Source organism: Streptomyces sp. NPDC050625 (assembly GCF_040654755.1).
In the GTDB taxonomy this organism is placed as follows: domain Bacteria; phylum Actinomycetota; class Actinomycetes; order Streptomycetales; family Streptomycetaceae; genus Streptomyces.
Window position 1 is genome coordinate 1 of record NZ_JBFAIQ010000016.1, and the last position, 12,989, is coordinate 12,989.

Here is a 12,989-nt window from a genome sequence, read left to right on the forward strand (position 1 = left end):
GCGGGGGAGCCCCGCCGCGGGCACGTCGGCGTGTGCCTGGAACGCGCTCAGCCGGCCGGCTCCACCGTGCTGCCGGCGGTCCTGAGCCGGGCGATCTGCTCGGCGAAGGCCGCCCGGTCGTTGCTGCGCGGGAAGGGCTCGTCGGGGACGGGCACCCCGAGGAACGCACACAGCGGCTCCCAGCCCTGGCCGACCTCGAAGACGAGCAGCCGTGCGGGGTCGAGTTCCTGCTTGACCGCGGCGATGTGCGTCTCGTAAACCTCCAGTGCGTGCTGCCGGTCGGTGAACCGCCCGCCGAAGACGCCGTCCCAGACGACGTCGAGCGACATCTGCCGCACCTGGGCGAACAGCGGATCGGCGTCGTCGGGCAGCGGTGCCACGGCGGCGGCGTGGATGCTGCTCTCGGCGCTGGCGTACCAGGCCTCCGGGTCGCGTTCGGTCAGGATCACCTTCGCCTCGGGGAAGGCGGCGGTGATCTGCCGCCAGAAGGCGGCTCCCGGCCAGTCGACGCCCGACCGGTAGCCCTGGTACATCCGCGTCCAGTCGACCGGCTCCCCGCGTGCGGCGGCCTGCCACAGCGCTACCGTGTCCGGGTCCTCGAACAGGCCCAGCATGTGATGGCACGGGTCGAACCCGAGCCGCTCCAGGGCCTTCTTGAGCGACAGGGTTCCGGTGCGCCCGAAGCCCACGCCGAAGATCTCCAACATCGTCTCTCCTCAAGTCGTACGGGTCTTACGGGTGCTCACGCTCCGCGCAACAGCACCGCCCAGATGGTGGCGCCGGGCCCGAAAGCCAGGACGACGCCGTGCTCTTCGGGGGCCAGCGGCCGGGCCGTCTGCAGCCGCTGCAGCACGCCGAGGACGGCCGGGGCCGCGGTGTTGCCGTACGCGCGCATCGCGGCGCGGGCCACCGCCATGGAGTCCTCGGGCAGACCGATCGCATCCTCGACGCGGTCGAGGATGCGCCGGCCGCCGGGATGCACAGCCCACCAGACCACGTCGCCCCACGCGAGACGGTTCCTGGCCAGCAGCGCCTTCGCCGGGACGCCGACGGCCGAGGCCACGACGTCCGGCATGGTGGGGGCGAGCCGGATCCGCAGCCCGAGGTCGCCGACGTGCACCTGAAGGTCCTCGGCATGTGCCGGGACGGTCAGTTGCTCGGCGTCGACCACCTGCGTCCCCGAGGCGCCCCGCTTGTCCTTGTCGGGCAGCAGCACGACCGCCGCCGCTCCGTCGCCGAAGAGTGTCCACACCACCGCCGCCTCCTTGTCGTACGGCGGCGGCTGCATGTGCGGCGAGAACAGGTCCACGGCCAGCAGTACGGCGGGCTTGCGCCGGGCCGCGACCCAGTGCGCGCAGGTGGTCAGGGCCGGCAGGGCCGCGTAGCAGCCCATCGGACCGAGGGAGAGGATCTCGACGTTCTCGCGCATGCCGAGTGCCGGGGCGAGGGCGTCGAGGCCGGGTGCCGAGTGGGTCGTGGTGGTGACGGTGGCCAGCAGCCCGACGTCCCGTGCGCGCAGTCCGGCCCGGCCGAGCGCCTCCAGCACCGCCGCCCCGCCCAGCCGGGAGGCCTCGGCGAGACCGCGGTCCATCCGCTGCCGGGTGGACCACCACCGTGGGTCCTCGGCCAGCATGTTGACCGCCATGCCCTTGGTGGAGATGGCCGAATTGCCGACAACCTTGGCGATGGCGAAGCCGCCGACGTCGGAGGCGACATGACCCGCCAGCTCCGCCATCTTCACCAGCGGCGGCGTCCGGAAGGAGAGCGCCGCGATCCGTGCGTGTGTCATCCCGGCCCCCGCTCAGCGGCCGCCGGACGCGGCGGCGCCGATGGGTGTGACGGGCGAGCTGTCGATCACCTTGCCCCGTTCGTCGAGGGCCTGGACCTGGAGCCGCGCGGCGTCGCGAGCGTCGGCGGGCAGCTTGATCGGCGTGTCGAACCCGTCCCAGGACGCGGTCGCGACCGGCTTCAGGGCGCCCTGCGACCCACCGGCGAGCAGCCGCCAACGGGCCACGTCCGAGGCGCCGTTCCAGTTGGCCCTGACCACACCGGAGGCGGCATCGTCGACGATGAGGTCGGGCTTGGTCAGCGGCCGGCCCTCCCAGCCGAGCCGGTAGGCGCGGTAGCTGCTGCCGTTGTACGGGAACGTGGCGTCGAACAGCAGCCTGCCGTCGCGCGAGAACTCCGACATACGGCCTGGCCCCGCCACACCCCAGCTCACGAAGGTGTCTCCGTTGGTGAGCGCCTGACTGTTGCCCTCCACCGGGCTCGACATCAGTTTCGGGTGGACCTGCTGGCGTATCAGCTTCGACGTGCCGTGAGCGGGGTCGATCCTGATCCACGCCACCCGCGACTCATAGCCCTCCAGACCGCGCCGCGTGCCATTGTCGAAGACGCGGTACGTGTTGTGGCCGACGGACCGCACATCGTGCTGCCAGCTGAAACGTACGCCCGCGCCGAGCCGGAAGTCGCTGTGCCGCCCGCCCAGCCGCCAGATGATCCTGCCGGTGCGACGGTCCACCTTGTAGACCGTGCTGGCCCCGTTGCCGGAGATGAGCAGGTTCCCGTCGGTGTCGACGTCGACGGAGTTCACATGCAGGTAGTCGTAGGGGACGGTGCTGCCGGGGGCGGGCCGGAAGTCGGAGTCGGTGAGCGGCACATGCGCCAGGCTGCTCCAGTTCATCACCTTCCTGCCGGTGGCGATGTCTATCTCCTGGACGACACTGTCGACGACCGAGCCGTCCTTGGGCCCGCCGTACTCGCTCAGGTCGTACGGCTTCTGCTGGTAGCTGACGATGAGCGCGGTCCCCTGCGGAGTCAGCAGGAACTCGTGAAGGTCCATCACCTCGCCGGGATCAGGGGTCTGCACCGTTGCGATGATCTCGTAGTTCTGGTTGGCGATGTATCCGATGCCGGAGCCGACACCGGTGTTCGTGGACTCGCCCTCCCACCACGTCAGCACTTTCTGCCCGTGGTACTCCTGCACACGGAAGTCGCTGGCGAAGTTGCCGTCCGGCACCTTGCGGAACCAGATGGGGCGGCCGTGGTCGTCCATGATCTGCGGCCCGCGCGGGAACTCGGTCTGCCCCTGGGCCGTGACGAAGAGGTCTCCCTGGGCCAGCCCTGGGCGATGGACCAGCACGTCGACGGGCGGCGGCTCGTCCACCGCCGAAGAGGCGACGTCTCCCGGGTGCAGCGCGGAGTCCGGGCGCGCGGCGGTGGGGGCATGGGTGGAGACGGCCGACGTGGCAGCTGTGGCGGCTGCCGCCCGCACGGCCGGGGTTCTGCCAGTGCTGTTGGACACGACCACCATCAGGGCGGTCGCTGCTAACGCGGTACAGGTCCGGAGCCGATGAGCCATCCGCTTGATCTCCTGTGTCAGAGGGGGTGGCGGGCGGGTGTGCGCTGATCTACCGGCGTTGCACGCTGTCGCGCTGTCGCTCCTGCGCCGGCTCGGCAGGAGCGCCGCGACGGTCCCGAACGTTCTATCCGCTCTTCGGTCACCGGACAGTCATGAGCTCTGTGACCGCTGGGTGACCGTGGCCGACCGCCGACTCGTGTGACGGCGGTCCCGCTACTCCTGGGACGTTGCGGCGGTCCGTCGCGTCGCGCGGCGCCAGATGCGGCGTTGCAGACGCAGGGTGAGGACGCCGACGACCACGAGGACGACGATGTTGAGGAGGAGCTGGACCAGCGAGCCCCATGCCTCGTGCCAGTCGGCGAAGGCGATCGAGACGGCGATGTCCGAGGCGGCGGGGATCGTGGTCACGGAGATGAAAACACCCAGCAGGGCACTGCCGCGAGCCTCGGTGAGCGAGACGATGCCGACGACACCGGCGAGGGCGGCGACGACCACCGAGAAGAAGTCGGGCGTGTTGATGAGGTGGGACACGGGCCGCAGGCCCAGCTCGAAGGCTTCGGACTGGAAGCCGGCCCCCCGCGCGAGCGCCGCGAACCCCAGAGTGACCACGATGGCCAGCAGGAAACCGAGCGTCAGCGCGCGCAGGCCGTCCCGCACCCGGCGACGGTTGCCCCGGTCGAGGCCCAGGGCGATGCTCGTGATCGCGCTGTACTCCGGGCCGACCACCATGGCCGCCACGATGAGGATCTGCGAGTTCGTCATGATCCCGACGGAACCGATGAGTCCGGCGATGACCAGGAACAGATAGAACGACGGCAGATAGGTTCCCTCCGCCCGGATGTGGGCCTCGACAGCCGCCCACAACGGTGTGTGCACGAGCGTGCGTGGCTGATCCGCCTCGATCCGCTCCGCGCGCTGGGAGAACATCATGTCGACATCGTCGACGGCGATCGATCCGCCGCGGTCGATGCCCAGCCTGTGCAGGCCGGCCAGCACACCGTTCGCGGCGCCCCGCATGACATCGCACTCGAGCGCGTCCCCGACCGGCTCCTGAGCCGCCGACTTCACGACCACGAGGTTGAGCACGCGGCCGTCCGCGGTCAGCAGGTCCACGGTCTGCTGGGTGAGCGCGGGCGGTGTCACCATCCGGAAGTGGACCAGATCCATCCGAGCCTCCTGACCGCATGCTAGGCAGCCCTGCCGACCGCGGCCGCGGTACAGCGCGTGGCGTTCATCCGATCGGGCACGGTGTTTGCCGCATGGGTCCGTGCATCACCTCAATGGGCGACTTCCGGGCTCGATTCCGTCGCCGGTCATGTGTCCCGCTTGCTCGGTCCCGGTGCGATTCGCACGCTCGACAGGTGCACGAGAACCAGACCGGACGTCAGCTGACACTGCGACACCATGACCACATGGCCGTCGTGGTGGAACTCGGGGGCACACTGCGGTCCTACTCCGTCGGCGAGCGGCAGGTGCTCCACGGGTTCGGCGCCGACGACCGGATCACCGGCGGCCGTGGCCAGATCCTCGTGCCCTGGCCGAACCGCATCAGCGGCGGACGCTACCGGTGGGACGGCGAGGACCTCCAACTGCCGCTGTCCGAACCGGAACACGGGAACGCCATTCACGGGCTGCTCCGCTGGACCTCATGGCAGGTGACCGAGTCCGATGGGCACCGGGCCGTGCTCCGGAGCACCCTGTGGCCCCAGCCGGGCTACCCCTTTCACCTGCGGGTCCACGTGGAGTACGCGGTCGGCGACAGGGGCCTGGAGGTGGCCGTGACCGCGTGGAACAGGGGCGACAGCACCGCGCCCTACGGGGTCGGCCAGCACCCCTATCTCACGGTCGGTACGGCGACGGTGGACGAGGTTCTGCTGACCGTCCCGGCGGAGACCTGGCTGAGCACGGACGACAGGGGCCTCCCGGTGGCGGAGGAACCGGTCGCCGGCACGCCCTACGACTTCCGCACGGCGCGGGCCATCGGCCGCGAGCAGTTGGACACGCCGTTCGGCTCACTCGTACGAGACGCACACGGACGCACGTCGGTCCGCCTCGCCCATCCCACCGGCGAGCGCGGCGTGGACCTCTGGCTCGGCGAGGGCGCGGACTACCTGCAGATCTACACCGGCGACACGCTCGCGGAGCCGGAGCGGCGCCGGGCCATCGCCGTCGAACCGATGTCGTGCCCGCCGAACGCGTTCGCCAGTGGGACCTCGGTCGTCGCCCTGGAACCCGGCGATCGGCACACCATGCGCTGGGGGATCACCCCGTGGGGCCAGTGACCGCACCGCCCCAGGAGCCGGACCTACGCGTCCGGCCGGGTGAGCCGGCGCAGCGCCGCGTCCAGGATGTCCGCGGTGCTGAGCGATGCGTCGACCGTGAGTCCGGGCTCGTCGGCCTGCAGCGGCTCCAGGGTCTCAAGCTGGGAGTCGAGCAGTTCCGGGGGCATGAAGTGCCCCTTCCGGTTGGCGATCCGCCGTGCCGCCACCTCAGGGTCCAGGGCCAGATGGATGAACTGCACGTTCGCCCCCGTGCGGCGAAACTGATCCCGGTACGTGCGTCTGAGGGCCGAACACGACACGACCCCGCCCCGCTCCTCGCCGGCCGTCCGGATCCAGGCCGCGAGGGCTGCCAGCCAGGGCCGGCGATCCGCCTCGTCGAGAGGGTGCCCGGAGGCCATCTTGGCGCGATTCGCGGCCGGATGGAGATCGTCACCCTCCAGGAACGGCACGCCGAGACACTGCGCGAGCCGCGTTCCGACCGTGGACTTCCCGGACGCCGACACACCCATCACGACCACCACCGGCACATGTCCAACGGACCTGGTCAACGGGCCTCCCTCGCGACACTCCGGGAACCGGTCCCCGTCCACCATCGCCTCTCACCACCTGGCCGACACCTCGCCGTGACGGTGCCGCTCACAAACGTGGGGAAGGCCTAGCCGCCCGGGGGACGACCCGCCCAGGTGTACGGGTCGTGCTGGACGTCGATGGCCGCGCCGATGAACGGCCGTTCGCGGCGGATGCCGCGGGTGAACGCCAGCGCCCAGGTGAGGATCGCACCCACGCGGTTGCGGTAGCCGGTGAGAAACGCGATGTGGATGAAGAGCCAGGTCAACCAGCCCGGCATGCCACCGAACTGCAGACGGCCGACGCTGACCACCGCCTGGCCCCGGGAGATGTACGCCGCCGAGCCGAGGTCGAGGTACCGGAAGGGACCGGGGGCGTCGTGCCCGTTGGTCAGCCGTCTGATCCGGTGTCCGGCGTACAGTCCGCCCTGCATGGCGACCTCCGCCACGCCCGGCAGCTTGTCCAGGCTCATCAGATCGCCGACGACCGAGATCTCCGGGTGTCCCCGCACCGTCAGGTCGGGTTCGACACTGATGCGGCCTGCTCGGTCGCAGGAGGCGCCGGTGGCCTTCGCCAGCGCGCCGGCGAGGGCGGGAGCCTGCACCCCTGCCGTCCACAGCACGGTTCCCGCGTCGTAGCGCGTTTCGTTGCCCTGCCGGTCCCGCGCGATCAGCCCGTCGGCGTCGACGTGGGTCACCAGAGCGCCCATGTGCAATTCGACTCCGAGAGCCCGCAGAGTGCGCGCCGCCCTGGCGGCGAGTTTGGGTCCGAAGGCCGCCAGCGGCTTCCCGGCGCCGTCGAAGAGCAGGACACGCGCGTCCTCGGGCTCGATGGCGCGGAACTCGGACCTGAGCGTGTGCGTGGCCAGTTCGCGCAACTGCCCGGCGAGCTCCACACCCGTCGGTCCTGCCCCGACCAGGGCGAAGGTGAGCAGTCGCCTGCGTTCGACGGGATCCGCAGCCGTCTCGGCCTGTTCGAAGGCGCCGAACACGCGTCGCCGGATTTCCAGTGCGTCGGCCAGGGTCTTCATACCCGGTGCGAAGCGCGCGAACTCCTCGTGCCCGAAGTACGACTGATGGACACCGGCCGCGACAATGAGGTGATCGTAGGGAAGCTCGATCTCCTCCCCGCCCGGCCGTCGCGCCAGCACCTTGCGGCCCGCGAGGTCGAAATCGAACACCTCGGCCAGGACCACTTCGGTATTGCGGTGGCGTTTGAACAGGTCACGCAGCGGCACGGAGATCTGCCCCTCGGACAGAATTCCGGTGGCGCACTGATAGAGCAGCGGCTGGAACAGATGATGGCCGGCACGGTCGACGACCGTCACGTCGACCTCTGCGCGGCGCAGCTCGCGGGCCGCGAACAGCCCGGCGAAGCCGCCGCCGATGATCACGACCTTCGGCCTGGTAGCGATACGGTCCATGTCGTCGGGCCCGTCTTCGTTCAGCGGTAGCTGTGCAGGTCAAGGGTATGAGCACGGCATCATCCGGGCGACCCGGGCGCCGTGAATCACTTGAATGGGCCAACTCGCCGGAAATACAGCCCGGAGATACCTTTGTGTGGGAGTCCAGGACCTGAGGGCGGTGGCCGAGATGACCGAAGCGCAGCACTACGACGTCATTGTCATCGGTACAGGTGCGGGCGGTGGCACGATCGCCCACCGGCTGGCGGACACGGGAAAACGGATCCTCCTTCTCGAACGCGGCGACTATCTTCCCCGCGAACGCGACAACTGGGATTCCACCGCGGTCTTCGTCAAAGGGAAATACCGTGCGCCGGAATTCTGGTTCGACAAAAACGGGAACCAATTCCCGCCCGAGGTGAATTACTACGTGGGCGGCAATACCAAGTTCTATGGCGCCGCGCTCTTCCGGCTGCGCCCCGAGGACTTCGGCGAACTCCGTCACCATGACGGCATCTCGCCCGCCTGGCCGCTGCGCTACGAGGACTTCGAGCCCTACTACACCCGGGCCGAACACCTCTACCTCGTGCACGGTCGGCACGGTGAAGACCCCACCGGCGGTCCCACCAGCGCCCAGTACGCCTACCCGCCGGTCCAGCACGAGCCCCGCATCCAGCAGCTCAGCCACGACCTGGAGAAGCAGGGCCTGCACCCCTTCCACCTCCCGATCGGGGTGAACCTCAGCCAGGACGACCGGGGCCGGGCCGTGCACACCAGCGCCTGCATCCGGTGCGACCGCGTCGACGGCTTCCCCTGTCTGGTCGGCGCGAAGTCCGACGCCCAGGTCATCTGTGTCGATCCCGCCCTCGAACGCCCCAACGTCGAGATGATCACTCATGCGGATGTGCGGCGCCTGGAAACCGATGCGAACGGCCGGAGCGTCACCTCGGTCGTCGCCACCGTGGGGGACGGCGACCCTTCGACCGTGAAGTTCAGCGCCGACGTCGTGGTCGTGGCCTGCGGCGCCGTCAACTCCGCGGTCCTGCTGCTGCGTTCGGCCAACGACCGGCACCCGCAGGGCCTGGCCAACAGCTCGGACGTGGTGGGCCGGAACTACATGCGGCACAACAACCTGGCGCTGATGGCCGTGTCCAGAGAACCGAACGACACCAAGTTCCAGAAGACCCTGGCGCTGCACGACTGGTACCTGGGATCCGAAGACTGGGAATACCCCCTCGGCGGCATCCAGATGCTCGGCAAGTCCGACGCCGAGCAGATCCACGGCGAAGCACCCCGCTGGGCCGGCGCCGTGACCCCCGACATGCCGTTCGAGGTACTGGCCCACCACGCGGTCGACTTCTGGCTGTGCGGGGAGGACCTGCCGACCCCCGACAACCGCGTCACCCTGGACCGGGACGGCGGCATCCACCTGGCCCTCGACGAGAAGAACAACATCGCCGGGCTGCAACGTCTGCGGCACAAACTGCAGGACATGCTCAGCCACTTGGGCATGCACGAACACCATCTGCTGTCGCGCAGCATCTACCTGCACAAGGGGATGCCCATCGGTGCCACCGCGCATCAGGCGGGCACGGTCCGCTTCGGCAGCGACCCCGCAAGCTCGGCCCTGGACGTCAACTGCAAGGCCCATGACCTCGACAACCTCTACGTCGTCGACACGAGCTTCTTCCCGAGCATCGGGGCGGTCAATCCCTCCCTGACCGCGATGGCCAACGCCCTGCGCGTCGGCGACCACATCGCGGAGCGACTTCAATGACCTCGGCAATGACCTCGGATCAGGGCGCCGTAGGCTTCAGAGCCGCTTCGAGCACCTGGTCCGAGCCGTCGGGCTGGGTGCCGTTGTGGTCCGTGTTGCCCGTGAAGAGCCACAGCGCGGCCCTGCCCGGAACCTTCTGTACAGCGCGGAGGCGGCCGTACTTGTCCTGGTAGTACGCCACCGGTGTGCCGACGTCGGTGCCGCTGACGGGGATGCGCCACAAGCGCTGGCCGCGCAGGCCCGCCATGTAGAGATTGCCGTCGGCGTAGGCGAGTCCGCTCGGGGATGCGTCGCTGACGGACCAGGTGGCCTTGGGATTGGTCATTCCCGCGGTGTCGCAGGGCCCGACGCAGGTGGGCCAGCCGTAGTTGTTGCCGGGCTCGATGAGGTTGAGCTCGTCGTTCGAGTCCGGGCCGAACTCGGACGCCCACAGACGGCCCGCGGAGTCGAACGCCAGACCCTCCGGGTTGCGGTGCCCGTAGGAGTAGACGTATGTGCCGAACGGATTGCCGGGCGCGGGTTTGCCGTCGGTGGTCAACCTCAGGATCTTCCCGTTGAGGGAGTCCTTGTCCTGGGCGAGTTGATCCTGGTCTGCGTCCCCGGCCCCCGCGTAGAGGTGACCGTCCGGGCCGAACACCAGTCCGCCGCCGTTGTGCCAGTCCCCCCGTTCGATACCGGTGAGCAGCGCATGGTAGTCACCGAGCGTGGTCCCGTCGCAGGTCATCCGCGCGATCCGGTTGCCCTCGTCGGCCGTGTGGAAGACGTAGACGTAGTGGTCCTCCGCCCAGTGGGGGGACACGGCGAGGCCCAGCAGACCGTCCTCCTGCCGGGTGGTCACCGTCTCCGGGACGGACCCCACGAGGATCTTCTCGCCGGTCGGGCTGAGCCGGTAGATCTTGAACGTCTCGCTCTCACCGACCAGCGCGGAGCCGTCCGGCAGCCAGCTGACGCCCCAGGGGGTGGTCCACCCGGTCGAGACGCTCGTGACGTCGCCCGGTTCCGTGGCGGCGCGCGGTCCCGGCAGGCGGGACGCGCCGCTTCCGTGCTCGGCCAGCGCGAGCAGGCCGACGACCATGGCGACGATGGCGGTTGCCGTACGCAGCGGCCTTCTCCCGGGGGTCCTTCGGGGCATCGCGACAGTGGGCAAGGTGCATCCTCCAGGCGGAACCGGCAGTTCACCCGGAGCGTAGGTCGGCCTTGCCGCACGGAGGCCGGGACAGGTCCGAAGGGACACCCGTCTGGCCGCCCCCCGGTTGCCCGACCTGCAAAGACTCCGGATGCTGCGGTGGGGGCCCCACCGCCCACCGTAAGGAGAGGCGACATGCCGAACGAAGCGATGGACCACACGAACGGTCCCGACCGGGAAGCCCGCACCGAGGCGGCCCCGCGCCCGAGCACGGCCGAGGGCGCCTGGGAGCGACCCGACTACGTAGTCGTCGACACCGCCCTGGAAGTCACCGCGTACTCGCTGGCCACCCGTTAGGGCCGCCGCGGACGTGACGCCGACGGAAGAAGACCACGCCATGACGGCTGCGCAGGCCCTGCGGCCGTGGAGCCGCGAGGAGTTCGAGGAACGGCTGCGGGTGGTGGCCGAAAAGCACTACCACGACCGCCATCCGTTCAACCTCCGCATGCACGAGGGACGTCTGAGCCCGGCGGAGCTCCGGCGCTGGATCACCAACCGTTTCCACTACCAGCGGCACATCCCGGTCAAGGACGCCCTCATCACCGCCAAGTTCGACTCCCCCGACCTGCGGCGCATGTGGCTGCGCAGGATCGAGGACCACGACGGCCGTGAGGAGGGCGAGGGCGGCATCGAACGGTGGCTGCGGCTGGGCGATGCCGCCGGCCTGGACCGGACCGTACTGCTGTCCGGCGCGGACGTGCTGCCCGGGGTACGGCTCGCCGTCGACGGATACGTCAACTTCTGCCGACTGCGCTCACCACTGGAGGCGGTCGCAGCTTCCCTGACCGAACTGGCCGCTCCGGACCTGATGCAGCGGCGCATCGAGGCCTTCGAGCGGCACTACCCGTGGATCGACCCCGACGGCCTGGCCTACTTCCGCACACGCGTCCGGCAGGGCCGACGGGACAGCGGTGAGGCGCTGCCCCTGGTCCTGAAGTGGGCACGCGGCAGGGCAGAACAGGAACAGGCCTTGGCGGCGCTCGCGTTCAAATGCGACGTCCTGTGGTCCCTGCTGGACTCCGTGGACCAAGGACCGCGGGAGACCCGCTCATGACGGCGGGAGCCGCGCCGCACTGGCGCCCCGGACTCGCCCCTGCCGTGACGCTGCGGCACGACCGGGTGCGCGGCACCGATCTGCTGGTCATGCCGGAACGCGTGGTGGTGCTGACCGGGCAGGCAGGCACCGTCCTCCGCCTGTGCGACGGTGAGCGCGACGTCCGGCGGATCGTCGGCGACCTGGGTGCACGCTTCCCCGGATCCCCGGTGGCCACCGACGTTCCGGTGTTCCTCGGCCGGATGCGGGCCGAGGGCTGGCTGCGATGAGCCGCGTGCCACGCCCCTGGGCCCTGCTCGCGGAGCTGACGCACGCCTGCCCGCTGCGCTGCCCGTACTGCTCCAACCCGCTGGAACTGACCCGCCGCTCACGCGAGTTGTCCACGGACCAGTGGGTGGACGTGATGCGACAGGCCGGGGACCTGGGCGTCGTCAGCACCCATCTGTCCGGCGGGGAGCCGCTGTTGCGGGACGGCCTGGAGACGATCGTCGCCGCGGCGGACTCGGCGGGGATCCACACGCAGCTCATCACCAGCGGGCTGGAACTGGACCGGGCCCGGCTCACCGCGCTCCTGGCGGCCGGACTGCGCAGCGTACAGCTGTCGGTCCAGCACGCGGACCCCGTCTCCTCCGACCGGATCGCCGGGCGCCGGTCCTTCGCCGCCAAGGAACGCGCGGCCGCGCTGATCCGGCAGGCAGGCCTTCCCCTGGGGGTCAACGTCGTCCTGCACCGCGACAACCTCGACGCGATCGACGCCCTGGTACGACTGGCGCTGGAGTGGGGCGCGGACCGGATCGAGCTGGCCAACACCCAGTTCTACGGCTGGGCCCTGCGCAACCGTGCCGCGCTCATGCCGAGCCGCGACCAGCTGCGCCGCGCGGCGGAGACCGTGGCACGGTGGCGGGAGCGGCTGGCCGGACGCACCGAACTCGTCTGGGTGGTACCGGACTACGTCGACGGGGTCGCGAAACCGTGCATGGGCGGCTGGGGAGCGGTGTCGCTCACGGTCGCTCCGGACGGCACCGTGCTGCCCTGTCCGGCCGCGGCGACCCTGCCCGGCCTCGATCCGCCCAATGTCGCGGACCGGCCGCTCGCGTGGATCTGGGAGCACTCCGGCGCCTTCGGCCAGTACCGCGGCACGGACTGGATGCGCGAGCCGTGCCGCAGCTGCCCGCGCCGTGACGAGGACTTCGGCGGCTGCCGCTGCCAGGCCTTCGCGCTCACGGGGGACGCCACCCGCACCGACCCGGCGTGCCGCCTGTCCCCGGACCACGACCTCGTGGAGAAGGCGGTGGCCGCGGAGGGAAGCGGGTCGGGCTACGAGTACCGGGCGTACGCGGAACGCAGGACGCGCTGAGGA

At 70.1% G+C, this 12,989-nt stretch carries 13 protein-coding genes; 6 read left to right on the top strand and 7 right to left on the bottom strand.

The genetic code is table 11. The features are described from left to right. Positions 1-47: 47 nt before the first annotated feature. The 4 genes from AB0I54_RS29215 to AB0I54_RS29230 all read right to left on the bottom strand — a co-directional run bounded on the left by AB0I54_RS29215 (position 48) and on the right by AB0I54_RS29230 (position 4,528). Positions 48-707: a sulfotransferase family protein gene (locus tag AB0I54_RS29215; RefSeq protein WP_363299166.1), complete on the bottom strand. Its 660-nt coding sequence runs from the start codon at positions 705-707 to the stop codon at positions 48-50. Between the two features lie 35 nt (positions 708-742). Beyond that, the gene (locus tag AB0I54_RS29220; RefSeq protein WP_363299167.1) at positions 743-1,789 is read right to left on the bottom strand and encodes a 3-oxoacyl-[acyl-carrier-protein] synthase III C-terminal domain-containing protein; all 1,047 of its coding nucleotides are present in this window, start codon (positions 1,787-1,789) and stop codon (positions 743-745) included. Between the two features lie 12 nt (positions 1,790-1,801). Then, positions 1,802-3,304 carry an arylsulfotransferase family protein gene (locus AB0I54_RS29225; protein WP_363299168.1) on the bottom strand — a complete coding sequence of 501 codons (1,503 nt, stop codon included), beginning with the start codon at positions 3,302-3,304 and terminating at the stop codon, positions 1,802-1,804. Positions 3,305-3,574: 270 nt separating this feature from the next. Next, positions 3,575-4,528: a DUF389 domain-containing protein gene (locus AB0I54_RS29230; RefSeq protein WP_363299169.1), complete on the bottom strand. Its 954-nt coding sequence runs from the start codon at positions 4,526-4,528 to the stop codon at positions 3,575-3,577. Positions 4,529-4,641: 113 nt separating this feature from the next. Between AB0I54_RS29230 and AB0I54_RS29235 the strand changes: the two genes are divergently transcribed. Next, a complete protein-coding gene (locus AB0I54_RS29235) occupies positions 4,642-5,643 on the top strand; it encodes an aldose 1-epimerase family protein (RefSeq protein WP_363299170.1) in 1,002 nt (333 codons plus the stop codon). A 23-nt stretch (positions 5,644-5,666) separates the two neighbouring features. Here AB0I54_RS29235 and AB0I54_RS29240 read toward each other — a convergent pair whose 3' ends face one another. Further along, positions 5,667-6,152 (bottom strand): gluconokinase, encoded by a 486-nt coding sequence (locus AB0I54_RS29240; RefSeq protein WP_363299333.1) that lies wholly within the window; start codon positions 6,150-6,152, stop codon positions 5,667-5,669. A gap of 146 nt (positions 6,153-6,298) precedes the next feature. Then, a complete protein-coding gene (locus tag AB0I54_RS29245) occupies positions 6,299-7,633 on the bottom strand; it encodes an NAD(P)/FAD-dependent oxidoreductase (protein WP_363299171.1) in 1,335 nt (444 codons plus the stop codon). 169 nt (positions 7,634-7,802) lie between these two features. Between AB0I54_RS29245 and AB0I54_RS29250 the strand changes: the two genes are divergently transcribed. After that, positions 7,803-9,389 (top strand): GMC family oxidoreductase, encoded by a 1,587-nt coding sequence (locus tag AB0I54_RS29250; protein WP_363299172.1) that lies wholly within the window; start codon positions 7,803-7,805, stop codon positions 9,387-9,389. 19 nt (positions 9,390-9,408) lie between these two features. Here the strand turns inward: AB0I54_RS29250 and AB0I54_RS29255 are convergent, their stop codons facing one another. Next, a complete protein-coding gene (locus AB0I54_RS29255; RefSeq protein ID WP_363299173.1) occupies positions 9,409-10,536 on the bottom strand; it encodes a PQQ-dependent sugar dehydrogenase in 1,128 nt (375 codons plus the stop codon). Between the two features lie 174 nt (positions 10,537-10,710). On the opposite strand from AB0I54_RS29255, the gene pqqA reads away from it, so the two are divergent. Genes pqqA through pqqE form a run of 4 tightly spaced genes read left to right on the top strand, consistent with a single transcriptional unit; the run spans position 10,711 to position 12,986 of the window. Continuing rightward, positions 10,711-10,872 carry a pyrroloquinoline quinone precursor peptide PqqA gene (gene pqqA / locus AB0I54_RS29260; protein ID WP_363299174.1) on the top strand — a complete coding sequence of 54 codons (162 nt, stop codon included), beginning with the start codon at positions 10,711-10,713 and terminating at the stop codon, positions 10,870-10,872. Between the two features lie 40 nt (positions 10,873-10,912). Continuing rightward, positions 10,913-11,629, top strand: coding sequence for a pyrroloquinoline-quinone synthase PqqC (gene pqqC, locus AB0I54_RS29265; protein WP_363299175.1), 717 nt, complete (start codon positions 10,913-10,915; stop codon positions 11,627-11,629). After that, positions 11,626-11,898, top strand: a complete 273-nt coding sequence (gene pqqD / locus AB0I54_RS29270) for a pyrroloquinoline quinone biosynthesis peptide chaperone PqqD (RefSeq protein WP_363299176.1) — start codon at positions 11,626-11,628, stop codon at positions 11,896-11,898. Before pqqC ends, pqqD begins: the two co-directional genes overlap by 4 nt. Further along, on the top strand, positions 11,895-12,986 hold the full coding sequence (pqqE, locus tag AB0I54_RS29275) for a pyrroloquinoline quinone biosynthesis protein PqqE (protein ID WP_363299177.1): 1,092 nt from the start codon (positions 11,895-11,897) through the stop codon (positions 12,984-12,986). The genes pqqD and pqqE overlap by 4 nt, the downstream gene beginning before the upstream one ends. Positions 12,987-12,989: the final 3 nt, after the last annotated feature.